This window comes from Kaistella sp. SH40-3, assembly GCF_030686865.1.
Taxonomy (GTDB): domain Bacteria; phylum Bacteroidota; class Bacteroidia; order Flavobacteriales; family Weeksellaceae; genus Kaistella.
Map to the genome: position 1 here is coordinate 338,616 of NZ_JAQYUS010000003.1, position 16,871 is coordinate 355,486.

Annotated in this window: 13 protein-coding genes; all 13 read right to left on the minus strand. The window is 34.1% G+C overall.

The features are described from left to right. Positions 1-68: 68 nt before the first annotated feature. The 13 genes from PUH65_RS07460 to PUH65_RS07520 all read right to left on the minus strand — a co-directional run bounded on the left by PUH65_RS07460 (position 69) and on the right by PUH65_RS07520 (position 16,695). Positions 69-1,286 (minus strand): glycosyltransferase family 2 protein, encoded by a 1,218-nt coding sequence (locus tag PUH65_RS07460; protein ID WP_370692026.1) that lies wholly within the window; start codon positions 1,284-1,286, stop codon positions 69-71. Further along, positions 1,243-2,769 carry an oligosaccharide flippase family protein gene (locus tag PUH65_RS07465; protein WP_305519261.1) on the minus strand — a complete coding sequence of 509 codons (1,527 nt, stop codon included), beginning with the start codon at positions 2,767-2,769 and terminating at the stop codon, positions 1,243-1,245. Before PUH65_RS07465 ends, PUH65_RS07460 begins: the two co-directional genes overlap by 44 nt. Further along, positions 2,769-3,626 (minus strand): SDR family oxidoreductase, encoded by an 858-nt coding sequence (locus PUH65_RS07470; protein ID WP_305519265.1) that lies wholly within the window; start codon positions 3,624-3,626, stop codon positions 2,769-2,771. The genes PUH65_RS07465 and PUH65_RS07470 overlap by 1 nt, the downstream gene beginning before the upstream one ends. 4 nt (positions 3,627-3,630) lie before the next feature. After that, a complete protein-coding gene (locus tag PUH65_RS07475; RefSeq protein ID WP_305519267.1) occupies positions 3,631-4,653 on the minus strand; it encodes a polysaccharide biosynthesis protein in 1,023 nt (340 codons plus the stop codon). A 7-nt stretch (positions 4,654-4,660) separates the two neighbouring features. After that, positions 4,661-5,002 (minus strand): phosphomannose isomerase type II C-terminal cupin domain, encoded by a 342-nt coding sequence (locus PUH65_RS07480; protein WP_305519269.1) that lies wholly within the window; start codon positions 5,000-5,002, stop codon positions 4,661-4,663. 6 nt (positions 5,003-5,008) lie between these two features. Then, positions 5,009-7,369 (minus strand): polysaccharide biosynthesis tyrosine autokinase, encoded by a 2,361-nt coding sequence (locus tag PUH65_RS07485; protein WP_305519271.1) that lies wholly within the window; start codon positions 7,367-7,369, stop codon positions 5,009-5,011. Positions 7,370-7,386: 17 nt separating this feature from the next. Beyond that, positions 7,387-8,127, minus strand: coding sequence for a polysaccharide biosynthesis/export family protein (locus PUH65_RS07490; protein WP_305519273.1), 741 nt, complete (start codon positions 8,125-8,127; stop codon positions 7,387-7,389). Positions 8,128-8,170: 43 nt separating this feature from the next. Next, the gene (locus tag PUH65_RS07495; RefSeq protein ID WP_305519275.1) at positions 8,171-10,111 is read right to left on the minus strand and encodes a nucleoside-diphosphate sugar epimerase/dehydratase; all 1,941 of its coding nucleotides are present in this window, start codon (positions 10,109-10,111) and stop codon (positions 8,171-8,173) included. 116 nt (positions 10,112-10,227) lie between these two features. Then, the gene (locus PUH65_RS07500) at positions 10,228-11,355 is read right to left on the minus strand and encodes a DegT/DnrJ/EryC1/StrS aminotransferase family protein (protein ID WP_305519277.1); all 1,128 of its coding nucleotides are present in this window, start codon (positions 11,353-11,355) and stop codon (positions 10,228-10,230) included. Further along, positions 11,355-11,966 (minus strand): acetyltransferase, encoded by a 612-nt coding sequence (locus PUH65_RS07505; protein WP_305519278.1) that lies wholly within the window; start codon positions 11,964-11,966, stop codon positions 11,355-11,357. Before PUH65_RS07505 ends, PUH65_RS07500 begins: the two co-directional genes overlap by 1 nt. Further along, positions 11,963-12,571, minus strand: a complete 609-nt coding sequence (locus tag PUH65_RS07510) for a sugar transferase (RefSeq protein WP_305519279.1) — start codon at positions 12,569-12,571, stop codon at positions 11,963-11,965. Before PUH65_RS07510 ends, PUH65_RS07505 begins: the two co-directional genes overlap by 4 nt. A gap of 62 nt (positions 12,572-12,633) precedes the next feature. Further along, positions 12,634-12,906: a hypothetical protein gene (locus PUH65_RS07515; protein ID WP_305519280.1), complete on the minus strand. Its 273-nt coding sequence runs from the start codon at positions 12,904-12,906 to the stop codon at positions 12,634-12,636. 468 nt (positions 12,907-13,374) lie between these two features. Then, a complete protein-coding gene (locus tag PUH65_RS07520; RefSeq protein WP_305519282.1) occupies positions 13,375-16,695 on the minus strand; it encodes a choice-of-anchor D domain-containing protein in 3,321 nt (1,106 codons plus the stop codon). Between the last annotated feature and the right edge of the window lie 176 nt (positions 16,696-16,871).

A 16,871-nucleotide genomic window follows, 5' to 3' on the forward strand; every position in this document is an offset into this window, starting at 1 on the left:
TTCATAATATATTCATAGCCCAATTTTTTGAAAAAAAATAGATCAGAAGTACAAATATCAAATATGAGTTATTCTTTAAGATAGGCGATATTTGTTTTACTTTTGGCATTTATATCGAGTACCCTTCTTATCTCTTTATACAGTTGTTGTTTACAAACATTTAAGTCAACGACTTCATAAAATTCCAAATAAGACAACTGTAATATATTTTTTTTTCTTAATAGCATTTTTATACTCGCATTTTTTAAACTATTCAATAATTTCAAGAAATACAATTTGTCCAATTTATGTAATAACAATGTTTGTCTTACCGACAAACTAAGTATAAATTTTCTATTATTATATATTGAGTATACATAAAGTTTATATTTATCAAATTTTTTCTGCCAATTGGGATATCGCATGTCTTTTAATGCTTTTATAGCAGTTTCTGCCCAGATAGTTTCTACACTATAATATCTTGGTATTGTTTCCTCCCAATCATATTCTCCTCTATTATTAAAGTGGGGTGCATCTTTCAATTCACCTGAATGTCCACCAACTTGTGCATTCACAGTGGCGCTAGCAGGACATCCCCCTGCAATAGAAAAAGGATAATCTATAACTACATGATTTTTGATAATGCATGACAAAGCAACAGTTGAATAAATATCTGGCGTTAATCCTCCAAAATACCTTCCTCCAGTTTTTTTTACTTTATCCATACAAGCTCTTTTGACAATACCATGATATGTCCTTGGTAAATCAAAAGATTGATATGCTAAGAAGCCGTTTTCGATGAGTTCTGTAAGTTTTCTATCGACATTTATTTTACGAACATCTCCTTTGTAATTGGGTATGGTTAGGTACCCCGTTCTGTATTTTTCTATTTTATCATTAGGCCAAATATAATCAACAACAAAACTACTGGATACTGACTCAATGTTTTCTCTTTCCATCCATTCGACAATCGATAAAATGTCTTTAGTTGTTGAATCATCGTCCCCCAATATTATAAAATAATGTCCAGTTGAAATATTCAACGCTTCTTCAAAATTATCAATAAAAGATAACGGTGCAGAGTTATAATTATACACGATTAATTCATTGTTTAAACTGTGTAGCATTTGATGAAGCCTATTATCTGAGGAATTATCTTGCACAATAATCTCGCAACGGTGGTCAATATCCATTAATATTGATTTAATACTTTCTACACAATAGACTTGTCTGTTCCTTGTAGGTATAATAATTGATAGTAATTTACTCATGAGGAAAACTATATAAATGTTTAAATGAAAAGACATTGTTTTTCGATTGTTTATTAAAATATAACACCGAACTAATGAGACTTATAGATGCAGAAAACGCAATAAAAGCAATAAAAGCAAATTGGATTTTTTGATAACAAAAATACACCAAAAAATTGAACAGAAGTGTAATGATTAAAGGCGGAAATAATATTCTGGTGTAAAAATGAACGTTTGCAAAATCAAGATATTTTTTTTGTACAATAATAAATAAATAAACAAACGCTGATATATTAATAAGTAACCACGGGATAGGAATACCAAAAAGTCCAAACTTTTTTGAACAAAAATATAACAAAGGAATACCTACTAAAACTTGTATCGTTCCTTGAAATATAGTGTATTTTGTTTTCCCTTTTGATAATAATAAATAATATAAAGGAAATTGTAACGCTAGGAAAAAAGAACCTAAAATTAAAATCTTTACATCAAAAGTTATTGCCGGAAAAATAGATGTAGGAATTGCACTCTTAGTCCATAATAATAGAATTTCTTTCGAATAAAAAAATATACCTACTGTGAATACAATCGCTATTAAATTTGTCAAATAAAAAATTTTATTAAACACAACCAGATTCTTATGTTCATTCTCTTTAGGAATAGGATTTGAAAATTTGGAAAAAAGGGGGAATGCAAAGGCAATTAATGGTGCAATCAAAATAACAGGAATTTGTGCTAAACTAGATGCAATATTATAAAACCCAAAAGTTCCCAAGTCAAACATTGAACTGGTTACTAACTTATCTGCTTGGATATTGATTGAAGATATAATGGCAATAAATATCATTCCTCCGATATACTTTGCTATATGTTTCGGAAGCTTTCTAAATAGTATTTTTAGAGGTGTTGTAGAAACCTCAAGATTGAGTTGTCTTAAAACAAAAAATCTTAGTAAATAAATATAAAAAACATTACAGACAATTTGCCATATAAAATAAAGTTCTATTGATTTTGAAAAAATAATAAACAGCACGAAGACCAATGCAGACTTGGAAAAACTCCATCCCAACTGCAATAGGTTAGATCTAACCTGATTTTTCAACGCAAAAAGTGCTCCGAAATATAGTGAACTTATAAGTTGGGTTGTTACTCCTACACCAATTAATCTTACATAATAAACTAAATCTCGCTGTGATATCGTTTGGGAAGAAATCCAATGCTTCACTATAAATTCCGCACTAAAAAAAATAATGCCCGAAATCAATACACATAAAATAATATAAATTATTTCGAGATTCCTAAATAGGGTATATTTATAATTTGTTTTTGATTCTTGAGAAAATTCTTTTATCACTGCTGAAGACATCCCTGAATCTGCAAAGCTGATAATACCTAAAAGCAAAGCATAGAAGCCAATTAAACCATAGTTTTCACTCCCTAAAAATTTTATATAGAGTGGTATAAAAACAAAAACGGAAACCATACTCCAGAGCCTGCTTCCGTAATTTGAAATAATTTTAACTAGATTAGATTGTTCCATTAAAAATAAATATTTTCATAAAAGGTTTTGTGCTTAAGCATAAATTCTTTTTGTTCTTCAAGCATTTGGCGGTAAGTCGGAACTTTATAAGTGACATCTGGATTTGTACAAATAAAAGATTTATCACACACATAGTCTTTGTCATCTAAAATTTTTATGTTTCTTACGTAAACATCATTAAAAATATCTAACAGATCATACTTTGATATTGGCTTATTATTAGTCAAATGTACAAGTCCTGTTAAGGGATATTTAATTACCCAGTCAATGAATTTTGCTAATTCTAATGTGGTAATGCCTGACCAAATATTACTTCTAAATCCATTCACTGTTTCACTTTGATCCATGAACCAGTGAAAAAGTCCCTCTCCATTTTGCTTAATCTCCGGCCCTATGATGGAAGTTCTAATTGTCAAATTAAAAGAATCGTTAATTTCTCCTAAATTCTTAGATAATCCATATAAGTCTGTAGCATCTTTAAACGAATTTTCTCTGTACCCCCCTGCTTTTCCCGAAAAAACACAGTCTGTTGAGATATGTATAAGCTTAGAAGAATATTGATGGGCCAGAAGTTTTAACATATATGGAAAATATGAGTTACCATAAATTGTTTGATCTGGGTTAGATCGTGATGTTCCAATCAACATACCTATACAATTAATGATAACGTCTGGCTGTACATTTTTAATGATCTCTTCAACCTCATTTCTATCAAAAATATTCATTTTTAAAGATACACCTTCTAAATTATTGCGGTTAGTTGTACCAAACACTTCATAGTTATTCGTTTCCTTCAAAAAAGTATATACAACATGACCAGCCATTCCGGCAACTCCTAAAACCAAAACCCTATTCATAATATTATTTTTGGTGCGTTCTTAATTCTTCATTTACATAATCAAGAGTCAAAAGTAATTCTTTCAAATCTTCAACATTCAATCTTTTGGTGTTATCTGAATTATATTCACCTTCTAACTTAACATTCGCCTCTTTTTGAACATATTTTGTGTAGTTTAAATCTCTAAAATCAGCTGGTACTCTATAGAAATCACCTAAATTTTCAGCTTTTGCCATTTCCTCTGTTGAGCATAAAGTTTCGTACATTTTTTCCCCATGTCGTGCTCCTATAATTTTTATCTCATTATCCGCATTAAAAAGCTCTTTTAAGGCTTGGGCTAAAACTTCAACTGTGGCTGCTGGAGACTTTTGAACAAAAATATCTCCAGGTTGTCCATTTAAAAAAGCAAACATAACCAATGCCACGGAATCATCTAACGACATCATGAATCGGGTCATATTAGGATCTGTAACAGTAAGAGGAGCTCTCTCCTTAATCTGTTTAATAAACAACGGAATGATAGATCCTCGTGATGCCATCACATTTCCATATCTTGTAGCTGTATAAATAGCACCAATATCTTTTACCCTAGGATCTCTAGCTTTTGCAATAGAAATTTTCTCCATCATCGCTTTTGAAATACCCATTGCATTTATAGGATAAACAGCTTTATCTGTACTCAAAACCACGACTCTTGAAACTTTGTTTCTTGCCGCAGCTTCCAATACATTTTCTGCCCCTAGAATATTAGTTTGAACTGCTTGCATAGGATAAAATTCGCATGATGGAACTTGCTTAAGTGCAGCAGCATGAAATACAAAATCAACATCCATCATTGCCTGATTGATATCATTAAAATTTCTAATATCCCCAATAACAAAATTAAGCTTATCATTTTTGTATTCAATACGCATATCCTCTTGTTTTTTCTCGTCCCTAGAAAAAATACGTATTTCTTTTAACTCAGAATCTAAAAAACCTTTCAACATGGCATTGCCAAATGATCCAGTTCCGCCAGTAATTAATAAAGTTTTATCTTTAAACATAATTTATTTATGATCTATTATAATCATCTTCTATTCTAACAATATCATCCTCACCAAAGTAGGTACCGTACTGCACCTCAATAAAAACCACTGCTTCGGAGGTCTTATTTTCGATACGGTGGTGGGCTCCTTGAGGAATTTGGGCTACTTCCCCTGCAACATAATCTTTAATTTCATCATCGATGGTAATGGTACCAATCCCTGATACGATCGTCCAAACTTCCGCTCTTTTATGATGATATTGCAAAGATAATCTCCCTCCTGAGTTAACCTGAATTCTTTTTACTTTATGGGTCGGTGCATCTTCTAATACCCAGTATTCTCCCCAAGGTCTGATATCGTGTTCCATAAGTATTTAAAATTTATCTTTTAATTTTTCGAAAAAACTTTTTTCCGTAGCAGAGTACCCATATCCATATTTATTTCCGTATCCAAAATAATCTTTTCTTACATCATTCAGCACGAATCCTACATTTTTAATCCTATTGCCTGTAATCTGCTTATTAGCAAATTCAATCAATTCTTTTTCAGTGTGACCAGAACGAACGACATACAATGTAGCATCCGCTAATTCAGCAAACAAGAAGGTATCGGTCACCAGCAACAATGGTGCGGTATCTACGATAACATAATCGTACAATGGTTTCACCTCTTCTAGCAACTGCTCATATCGACCACTGGACAATAGTTCTGTCGGATTCGGAGGAATACTTCCTGAATAAATCACATCGCATTGCGTATTAAAACTGGATACATGCACAATATCCTGTAATTGCGTTTCGTAATCATGCAAATATTCAGTTAGTCCTGCTAAACCTCTTCTGGCAGGATTATAGCGTTGAAGTTGTGGATTCCTTATATCAGAACCTATGATCAGTACTTTATTTCTACCATTCGCCAAAGTAAGTGCTAAATTAACAGAAACAAACGTTTTACCTTCACCTTTCACTGAGGAAGACACAAATACAATCTTCCCTTTTTCTTTCTTAGGAAGCATAAAATTCATGTTGGTAATAATAATCCGGAACGCTTCGGCCATTGGTGATAAATCATTCACTTCTACCAACTCACTCTGTCCTTTCGTTAAACTTGGCAATTCACCTAAAACTGGGGTTGTCGAAAGTTTTTCTAAATCATGTTTAGAGCGGAGTTTATTATTAAATAATTCTTGTAGGTAGATATAAATAAAAGGTAACAACATACCAAACAAAAGAGTTACACCCAAAAGAAAAAACTTTTTCGGAGAAACAGGCTTATCAGAAGGATATGCATAATCCACAATTTTCGCCTTCGGTGTAGTATTTGCTAGAAGAATAGCATTTTCTTCTCTTTTTTGTAACAATATCAAATATAGGTTTTCTTTAATAGATTGCTGTCGCTCAATATTTCTAAACATTTTTTCCCATGAAGGAACTTTTCTAATTTTAGAGTTTAATATATTCTGCTCATTCAGCATCTGATTTTTCACCTCGTTCAAACTTGCGCGATTTTTAATCAGATTATCCATAATAGCAGCTCTTACATTCGAAATCTGTTTTGTAACTTCGATAACAGAAGGGTTTTGCGGTGTCGCATTTTCTAGCAAACGATTTCTCTGCATCACCAATTCGTTATAAGTAGTAATATTGGCAGATGCGGTAGGATTACTTAGTCCAACTGTTGAAGGAAGGACTTGATTTGAACCTTGTTTTGACATATAACTTATAAGGTCATTGCTAATTGACAATTGAGTTTCTGCGTCCAATAGTCTGGCTCTTGTAGCTGCCGATGTCCCAAGATTCAATTGTGTTTCGGTAGCGATATCAGTTATTTGATTTGATGTTTTAAAATTCTCTTTCTGCGCTTCAACATCACCTAATTCACGAGAAATAATAGAAAGTCTTTCATCAATAAAATCCTTTGTTTTTTTTGATTCTAAATTTTTATCTAAAATAGCATCATTATTGTATACATTAACTAATGTATTCACAATTGCCTTTCCTTTATCAATGTTAGGATAATTAATATTTATCCCAATAACAGTAGCTTCTTTGTCAACTAATTTTATATCAATAATTTTCTGCAAATCAATTACGACTTTGTCAATAGGAGCAAATACAACATATAATTCATTCAAATTTTTAAATTCTGAATTTTTATACGTGGGATTTTTTGTTAACATCAAATTTGCGAATGGCAAATTGATCGTCTTATTATATGTAGATGTTATAGTATTTTCTAAATTTTCTGATGAAAGTAAGACTTTATCACCATTTAGCTGCACTTTGACGGGCTCGATTTTAAAGTCATCGGGCACTTTTTTTTCAGAAATCACCCTCACCAAAAAAGGTGCTGAATTTTCATATAATTCTGTAGCCCTTAAACCTTTTTTTGAGTAAACAGCATTTTGAATGTTTAATCTTTGAACGACCTCTTTTGTTAGCTTTTTAGATTTTAAAAGTTCAATTTCATTATTAATGCCACTATTTGCTCTACCACCAAAACTGGATAATTCAGACATCATTCCGAAATCTAACGGAGATTTTTTAACATCTCTAATCAACACCGTTGATGTGATCTCATATGTAGGAGAAGTCTTTTTAATATATAAAACAAATAAAAAAAGTACTCCAATTACAGAGAATAAAAATAATTTCCATCTGTTTAAATAAGGTTTTATAAGTTCACTAAGATTTATATTTTCTGAAAGGTCTTCAGTATTATTAATTTGACTCATCTGATAAATTATAAAAACTATTTAAATATTGTAATGAAAATCCCCGCCAATCCAATCACCATACCTGCTACTGCCATATAAATCCCTGTATTCGGATCTTGGCGTGCTATTTTCTCTTTATTTTCATTTGCAGAAACATAGATTACATCGTTCTGCTTAAGCTGAAAATAAGGGGAGTTAATGAAATTCGCATCCATCAAATTAATTCTTGCCTTTTCGATAGTACCATTAACATTTCTCACAAGAAGAATATCATCTCTTTTAGCATACATCGTTACATCACCTACTAAACCCAATGCATTCAGCAAAGTAGTTTGTCCTTCGGGAATAGAAATTTGTCCTGGACGTGCAACTTCTCCCAAGAAAGTCACTTTGAAGTTGGCCAATTTTACAGAAACAGTAGGATTCTTAATATAGTGAGTAAGATCTCCTGTAAATTCTTTACGGAATTCTTCCAGTGTTTTTCCTTCTACCGACAATTTCCCAAGAACAGGGAAATCAATATTTCCATCAGAATCTACCAAATATACTTTTTCTGTATTGTTAAAGGGTTTTACGACCTCCATATTTTCAGCACTCACAAAAACAACCAACTGATCTCCTTTCTGGATAGTGTTTAAGGCGTTTTTTAGAGACGTTTCAGTAGCAACCTGCTCCACATTTTGCATGTAATTCAGTTCACTTGCTTTTTCCTTGGTTTTACAAGAAGTAAGGGTAAGGACTATTAAAAAAAGAAGACCAAATGTATTTTTATTCATGAGTACCGTTTAAATGTAAAGTTTGCAAATATACAATTCTATATTACTTATCCAAAAGTTCGTAAACAGAATTGTTGCTTTTGAATTCTGGGACGATTTCTTTTAAAATCTGTACGACTTCAACTTTTTCTCTCCTCAATGCAGCTTTAACAATATGGTTACAATATTTTTCGATGCGAACATAATCCATGACCGGATCTTTAGAAATCAGGATTTTTTCATGATGAGTCTGCATTGTGGTGGCATCGTCACTTAAAAGTTCTTCATACAATTTCTCTCCCGGACGTAAGCCCGTGTAAACAATTCGAATATCAACATGAGGTTCAAGCCCCGAAAGTTTAATCATCCGGTGTGCCAAGTCCACAATCTTCACTGGCTCGCCCATATCAAAAACATAGATCTCACCACCTTGACCCATGGTTCCCGCTTGTAGAACTAAATCACAAGCCTCAGGAATCGTCATGAAATAGCGGGTAATATCTGGATGGGTAATTGTTATCGGACCTCCCTTTTCGATTTGCTTTTTAAAGTGTGGAATTACAGACCCATTAGAACCTAAAACATTTCCGAAACGGGTGGTTATAAATTTAGTAACATTATTTTCAGTATCCTGAAGGGCTTGCACAAAAAGTTCAGCTGTTCTTTTAGAGGCTCCCATCACATTCGTCGGCTTCACTGCCTTATCGGTAGAAACCATTACAAAACGGTTTACTTTATATTGAGAAGCTAATGTAGCCAAATTTTTTGTCCCTAATATATTCACTAGGATTGCTTCATGTGGATTTTCTTCAATCAAAGGAACATGTTTATAGGCAGCAGCATGGTAAACCATAGAAAAATGGTATTTCTGAAAGAGAGGCTCAACACGATGCCTGTTAGAAATATCAGCCAAAACAAACTTAAAAGAAATCATTGGGAAAGTATTTCTCATTTCCATCTCGATTTCATAAAGTGGTGTTTCTGCCTGATCCAAAACCACGATTAATGTGGGATTAAATAAGGCAACCTGTCTTACAATTTCACTACCAATAGAGCCTGCACCACCAGTAATAAGAATGGTTTTATTATGATGCCTTTGCTTTACATCTTCGTTTTCTATTTTAATAGGCTTACGGTTTAGTAAATCTTCTATCTGTAACGTTTTTATAGTCGCTTCCTGGTCGTTACTTTGCAGTTTTTGCAAAGAAGGTGCTTTAAAGATTTGCAAGTCCTTTTCGAGAAATAAATTAACCCAATAATTTATTTCATCCTTGGTCATCAATTCACTCATGATCAATACCCCATCTAAGACTAAATCCTCTTTGGAGTTTTTCTCAATTTTTTCCTTTGTGTAAATAGGTTTGCCTAATAAACTCGCTCTTTGAGAATCATGTCGCTGTGTCAAAAAACCGACTACCAGATAGGGCAAATTTGGATTATCTAATACTGCACGTGCTATCGCTACAGACTGCTCATCAATACCTAATACTAAGATTCTTTTGCGCGAAGCACTTCTTCTAAACTCCCGGGCAAAGTGAAAAAACTCCTTTACAACCAACCGGAATAAAAACAGCAACATAAAAGAAGCAGTAAAAAAAATCACGAGAAAAGGCACCGACATATAGATTATCCGCTCACCAGTCTTTATATAATATAAAAAACTGATTGCACCGACGATAACAGTAGTGCTGAAAATTGCCAGAAATAATTTGAACAGATCAATAAAAGTGGAATGTCGAATAATCCCTGCGTAGGTTCGAAATGCAAACATAGAAATCACGCTGACTACCATAATCAGCAAAAAAATCACATTACCTTCTCGGAAAACAGGTGATGAACTAAAACTCAACTTTTCTATGATGTAACAGGAAAAGTAAATTGCCAATGCAACAAAACAAATATCGATAATCAGAATAACCCACCTGGGCAAATACCGAACATCTGAAATACTCATCAAATTATCACCACTATATATTTTTTTGTTTATGCTTCTACGAATATTCATTTTTAAATAATCAATTAAAATAAACGTTCATACTTCTACGATAGTTGTATCATTAGCTAATTTTAAGATTACGCAAATTTACAAATTTTATGCTAAATAGGTGACATTTTATATTATTAAAGCATCTCATTAAAGACAGATTTAATTCTATCTTTATCGACATTTGTTAAATTGGAACCGGATGGTAAGCAAAGTCCTTTAAAAAATAATTTTTCCGATAAGTCAGAGCCAAAATATGCGGCATTTTTGAAAACTGGCTGCAGATGCATGGGCTTCCAGATAGGACGTGTTTCTATATTTTTCTCAGTAAATTTCTGAATTAATGCTGCTCTGGTAATTTCAACCTGCGGAGAAAGACAAACTACACTTAACCAATGGTTGGAAAAATAATCAGAATTCGGCTCTGTGTGCAGCGTAAACATTTCACTGTTTTGAAACAAGTCTTTATAAAATTGATGGTTAGCGCGTCTTTGCGAAACACGTTCGTTTAAAGCTTCCATTTGTCCTCTGCCGATTCCTGCGCAAATATTACTCATACGGTAATTATACCCGATATTGGTATGCTCATAATGTGGCGCTTCATCTTTAGCTTGGGTTGACAGGAAAACGGCTTTATTTTTAAATTCTTTATTTTTTAGAATAAGACAGCCACCACCAGACGTTGTAATGATCTTATTGCCATTGAAACTTATAACCGCAAGATCACCAAAAGTCCCACATTTCTGATTTTTATAACTACTTCCAAGCGCTTCGGCGCTGTCTTCAATAACTGGAATATCATAGCGTTTAGAAATCTCACTGATTTCTTCTGTCTTGTATGGCATTCCGTAAAGGCTAACGGTGATAATGGCTCTAGGTTTTTTACCTTTTGAAATCCCGAACTTAATCGCATCTTCTACGGCGTTCGGACAAAGATTCCAGGTATCCTTTTCGCTATCGACAAAAATCGGATGGGCTCCCATGTAAATAATTGGATTGGCAGAAGCGGAGAACGTCAAACTTTGGCAGATTACATAATCACCAGTTTCTACCCCTAATAAAATCAATGACATATGCAACGCAGCGGTACCAGAACTTAAAGCAGCCACATAAACATCTTCTCCTAAAAAGGCTTCCAGATCACTTTCAAGACCATTTACATTCGGTCCCAAAGGTGCAATCCAGTTCTCATCAAAAGCCTGCTGAATATATTTCATCTCACCTCCACCCATGTGTGGGGACGAAAGCCATATTTTTTTATCCATTATTTTTCTTCTCCAACAAATCTAACAATTCTTCCGGGATTTCCTACAACTACTGCATAATCGGGAACATCTGTTAACACCACCGTACCAGCACCAACTATAGCATTCTCACCGACTGTAACCCCTTGAATGACATTGGCTCCTAAACCAATATGCGCTCCCTTTTTAATAAGGATATTGCCAGCCAGAGCAGCATTGGGTGAAATATGTACAAAATCCTCAATCACTGATTCATGTTCGATGACGCTTGCGGTATTGATGATACAGTGCATGCCAATTTTCACTTCAGCATTTATGCAGACTTTCGGCATGATTACGGTGCCCTGCCCTATTTCAACAAAACGAGACACATAAGCACTGTGATGCTCCATAGTTTCAAATTCGCACCATTCTTTTATTTCATGGTAGATTTTCTCCCGGATCTTATTATCACCAACAGCGATAATAACTTTTTTATTTAGAAGAAGTTCTTTGGTCGGTAAAAATACTTCAAGATGGTGAGGGAAGGTGGCGGGTGGATGATCATCAACCAGATATTCCAACAATTGATTATTAGACAGAATCAGATCATAAATCACCTTTGCCTGCCCTCTGGCGCCATACAATATCATGCTGCATTTCCTTTAAAAGCGTCCATGGTCATAAAGTTATTGGCATTCACGCCATGTCTTCTCAGTACTTTTTCCAGAGTTACCAAAACTATTTTAGCATCGAGTTGTGCTGAAACTTTTTCAACATATTCTACATCAAATTGAAATTTCTCTTCCCAAGATAGTGCGTTGCGACCATTCACTTGTGCCCAGCCCGTAATTCCTGGTTTCACTGCATGTCGTCTTTTCTGTTCATCATTATACAATTCCAGATACTCTGGCAAGAGGGGTCTTGGTCCTATCAAACTCATTTCACCTTTTAAGACATTAATTAGTTGGGGGAGTTCATCCAGAGAGGTTTTACGCACCACCTTCCCCATAAAGGTTAGGCGATGATAATCAGAAAGCAATATCCCATTTTCACATTTCATATCATTCATGGTTTTGAATTTGATGATATGAAATATAACCCCATTTTTACCCGGTCTTTTTTGTACAAAAAATGGATTTCCATTATTACAAATGCACAACAAAACCATGATTACCAGAAATACGGGTAGTAAAATCAACAGAAGAACACCTGCGATTACGAAGTCTGACAATGGTTTTATCGCGTTTCGATACATGAATAAAATGCTATTTGGCTAAAAAACGTTTAGTAGGAAAACGTATTTTAAAGGTTATTAGTTTAGGATAGCAAATTTCGTTTTCTGCGTGTTGTATAAACAATGATCCCTAAGGCGGTTATTAATAAGCCTGCGGCATATTGATCAATAGGAACTGGAGCACCTGGATTACCTGGGTTTTTATTCGCAATTGGACCTTCATTTTTAGGATCCGCAGTTTCTCTGTTCGTATTTTCAAAGGCAGATTGTGAATCATCATCAAAGCGATTCGTGTTATCCTGCGCAAAAACGATGGTAAAGAAACAGAAAAAAGTGAGAAGCAAAAATCTTTTCATTAGTAAAACTGTTAATTCTTAATGCTCCCGAAAGTGCTTAAAATTATTTAATTACGACAAATATACAAAACACAATGGATTACTTTAATATTTTTTTTTAATAGTCACTGCATTATTTCTATTAATCTTGAAAATATACAGAACATTTGCTATTGATAAAGCATTTATTTTAACTTATGTACTTAAACCTTTAACTTTATGGTACAATTCGAATAGTTATATAGCAAACCTCAATCTCATGAATTTTGGAATCATTTGATTTCAGTATCCGCACATAAGCTTTCAGTCGCCTTTTTACTTAATATCTATTTTAAATTTTTTAATAAATACCATAATACAACACTCATATTATACAGAATGACAAGCACAAAAAAATCCTCCGAAGAGGATTTTTTGATATATTCCTAATCATTAGAGTTGAATGGTACAGTTTCAATAAACCACGAAAACAACATTCCATCCATAAATTTATTGTTTCACGATTTTCTTGTTGGTGATTTCACCATCAATAGTTTTAATTCTTAAAACATACATTCCTTTTGTAAAGAAAGCGGCATTTAAAACAGCCAGATTACTATTGGCTTTCAAAACCGTAATCATTTTTCCGGAAAGATCGTAGACTTCTACGGTCGCAATGATTTTCGGAGCTTTAACTACGAAATGATCACTGTCGCGGTAAACGACTATCGCATCTTTTACTTTACTGTCGGTTACCAAAACAGTTTCAGGTTTGTAAATAATCTCAAAGCGTGCGTTAGTTACCCCTTTGTTGGCTTCGAAAGTATAAGAACCTTGTGAAAGATTGGTGATGGTTCCGGTGAGTTTGTCTTTCAGGTAAATGGATTGCCCATTGGCAAAGATTCCTTCTGCATCATAAATTGAAATCGTATGCATTCCTGTTTGAAACAATGAAACTCCTAAATCTAATCGATCATTGATTTCAAATTGATCCCTACCTTGAATATTCAAATTTTTATCATTAACGATGGTGAAGATATCATCTGATCCGCCAAAGGTTTCAGTATCTTCCGGACCTATTGCTTTGCTTCCATTAGGAAGATAAACCACGGCGTTCATAAATTCCATATCCGTTGGTGTTTTCAAAGTAAGCCAATACCGATCTTTCATTTCGTTTTGAGTTGATTTTCCTAAGAATCCAGGACCAGAATTATTTGAACTTCTCATCGTATTATTAAAATCCAATGTTTTCCCTGCACTTTTTGCTTGTACTAAAAATCCAGTTCCTACTTTAACATAGCGATTAGGAACTCTTGTTGCATCTGGAGCACCAGTTGCCTTTGTTCCTGATCCTGTACCAGTTGCAGCTACCGCATTATACTTAGCATAATTGTCACCAGAATACCCTGAACCTTGTTGAGTGTATTGTGTATTTCCTCGGTTATCCCAAAAATAAAAAGTAGCATCTATTTTCGTAGTGTTAGAATTATATAGATTTTCCATATCCAAATTAGAAGGATATGGATTACCGACAAGATTATAACCATGCGTAACATCAGTAAAAGCCAAAGGATAATTAACAATGCCATTAAAAGGCACTCCTTGAAACTTAGCCGGATTTCCAGATGTTCCTCCTTCGGTACCGGTACTTTTTTCTTTAAGTGCTAAAGCTCTGCCTGCAATATAATTTCCCCCAGAAACCCCGAAACGGTCATTGGACTCGATATAATACAATGCCGAGAGCGAATTATCTAAAACTCCGGTATAAATAGATTTCACATTGGTATCCACCGTTGGCGAAGAAACAAAGTTATACTGCTGTCTTCCAGAGGAGAAAGTGAATACTTTCTGCGCAGTGATGTTTCCGGTGTTTTCTGCACCATCTTCAACCTGAAGTAAATTACCGCCGTCGTTGATGATGAAATTACTGCCGTTGCCGTTGTTGATAATTCCTCTTTGTACAGTAAGTTTTGTATTTGCTGGAATTGTTAAACTAACACCCTCTTTAACTTCACATTCGCAAATCGTTATACCTGTTGGAGGAACAGTATAGGTATTTTCAAAAATTGCTTTGAAATTTTTATAGGTTTGTGTTGCTTCGTTAGGAACTGCAACAATATTGTTCCCCGAATCGCGCCATGTTCCATCTGCCTTATATGTTCTGAATACTGCATTTGCAGAATACACCGCAACATCATCAATCAGCCACAGTTTTTCATCACTGCCATTAGAAGCAACAATTCTAAAAATCACATTCTGAAAATTGGCAGTTCCAGGTAACTTTAATTGAACTTTTGCATGTTTACTTGCCAAGTTATTTCCATTCGTAAATAAAACAGCAGTATTATCTCCATCATATAAAGTAGTTGCAGTTGCACCTCCATTGAACGAGTATCTTGAATTTCCATTTGACGCAGTACCTCCCCTAACTCTTAATTCAGGTGACCAGTCGCTAGGTGCTGCTCCCGTAGTTCCTGGTTTTAAAACCTGCAATTCTACATAATCATTAGTATTAAAATCTGTGCCTATAGCAGTAGAAAAAGCAGCAAGATTAAACGAGATATAAACCCCTTTTTCATTAGCGACATTAACTGGTCCAAACTCCATGGTGGATGTAGAATTTCTGACATACCAAGATTTATTGGATGAAGTATACAGTGGAAAATTAGTATCTACTTGACAATAAAGACGTGTTCCATTTCCACTTCCTAAATTATTTGAATTGGTAGTATTATTAGCCATAGAATTGCCTGAAATTATATTAAAAGTACCTGAAACGAGATTTGCTGCTAACAACTCACTAGCCGGCTGTGATGTTTCGAACGTATTTCTCTTTAATACTAAGTCTTCTGTCTTACAAGTGGCTCCTCTACCTTCAACATAATAACTAAAAGGAGACGGGTTTGCATTTGAGGAAATATTCAATAGTGCAGAGCGTTTGCCTTCCTCAGACGGATTAAATTTTACAATAAATTCTTTATACGCCCCTGTATTTATAGTTATCGGTAAGGAATTGATAGGATTAGTTGGGACAGGAATTGGCACAGGTGTCGCTGGATTAGTCACCCATGAAAAATCGTCAGGGTTATCGCCAGTAAAATTGATGCTTGAAATTTGTAAAGCAGCCGTACCTGTATTTGAAATTCTAAAAGTTCTTGTTGCCGCGGCAGGATTCTCTGTAACCACGATACCAAAATCAGTTCCGTACGAAGTTGCAGCGGGTGCATTTACCACAATCTGCTGCAAAGCATTAGATGTATTATATCCAAATACATTAATTTTAGGGCTTTTACTTGTTATAACAAGGTTATCTAGTCGTAATTTAGAAGCTAAAATAAGTTGATCAATCTCTTCAGCTACTATTCTTATTTTTACAGAAGGATTATTATTTGCATTTGCACTTAGATTCCTATTCAATGTATTACCTTTATTTAAAAAATTTAAAGATAAAGATCCTAAAGGTGTATAGTTACCAGATGTAGAATTATACTCTTGTAAGGTCCATTTTCCTGATCCAAAAATAGTATTTGCCAATTCTCCATAAAAATCTACATTCAAATCAGAGAAATTCGTGGCATTAAACTCTAATTCAAGATATGAACCTTCTTGAACCGTTGATAATTCAAGCATCCCTCCAACTACACTAGGTGCAGTTTGAACATTAGAAGCATTAAAAAGTTTCATATTAAAAGGAAGACCTATGGTATTATTAACCGTAGGATTAAGCGCAGTTGCAGTAGAATTAAAATTAAACTGCGTTACTATTGTCGTTTGTGAATATGAGAAGATCCCAAACAGTAACGCCCATAAAATTAGTAATTTCTTTTTCATAATATTTGTGTTTTTTATTATTCAGAACTTCAAAAAAATAGTGATCCTGTTGATAGGGAATCAATGATTTTTTGCCAGGTAGAGGATACAGGAATTCTTCGCCGCCGATACTCCCCCTTAAATCTGAGGGATAACAACACGAAAATTCTTCCTTAATGAAAAATTAAGGTTTAATT

Bases quoted from the DNA above. Each gene is read 5' to 3' on its own strand.
- PUH65_RS07460 (WP_370692026.1), bottom strand. From the start codon at position 1,286: ATGTCTTTTCATTTAAACATTTATATAGTTTTCCTCATGAGTAAATTA.
- PUH65_RS07485 (WP_305519271.1), bottom strand. From the start codon at position 7,369: ATGAGTCAAATTAATAATACTGAAGACCTTTCAGAAAATATAAATCTT.
- PUH65_RS07475 (WP_305519267.1), bottom strand. From the start codon at position 4,653: ATGTTTAAAGATAAAACTTTATTAATTACTGGCGGAACTGGATCATTT.
- PUH65_RS07465 (WP_305519261.1), bottom strand. From the start codon at position 2,769: ATGGAACAATCTAATCTAGTTAAAATTATTTCAAATTACGGAAGCAGG.
- PUH65_RS07495 (WP_305519275.1), bottom strand. From the start codon at position 10,111: ATGAATATTCGTAGAAGCATAAACAAAAAAATATATAGTGGTGATAAT.
- PUH65_RS07510 (WP_305519279.1), bottom strand. From the start codon at position 12,571: ATGTATCGAAACGCGATAAAACCATTGTCAGACTTCGTAATCGCAGGT.
- PUH65_RS07505 (WP_305519278.1), bottom strand. From the start codon at position 11,966: ATGATATTGTATGGCGCCAGAGGGCAGGCAAAGGTGATTTATGATCTG.
- PUH65_RS07490 (WP_305519273.1), bottom strand. From the start codon at position 8,127: ATGAATAAAAATACATTTGGTCTTCTTTTTTTAATAGTCCTTACCCTT.
- PUH65_RS07470 (WP_305519265.1), bottom strand. From the start codon at position 3,626: ATGAATAGGGTTTTGGTTTTAGGAGTTGCCGGAATGGCTGGTCATGTT.
- PUH65_RS07520 (WP_305519282.1), bottom strand. From the start codon at position 16,695: ATGAAAAAGAAATTACTAATTTTATGGGCGTTACTGTTTGGGATCTTC.
- PUH65_RS07515 (WP_305519280.1), bottom strand. From the start codon at position 12,906: ATGAAAAGATTTTTGCTTCTCACTTTTTTCTGTTTCTTTACCATCGTT.
- PUH65_RS07480 (WP_305519269.1), bottom strand. From the start codon at position 5,002: ATGGAACACGATATCAGACCTTGGGGAGAATACTGGGTATTAGAAGAT.
- PUH65_RS07500 (WP_305519277.1), bottom strand. From the start codon at position 11,355: ATGGATAAAAAAATATGGCTTTCGTCCCCACACATGGGTGGAGGTGAG.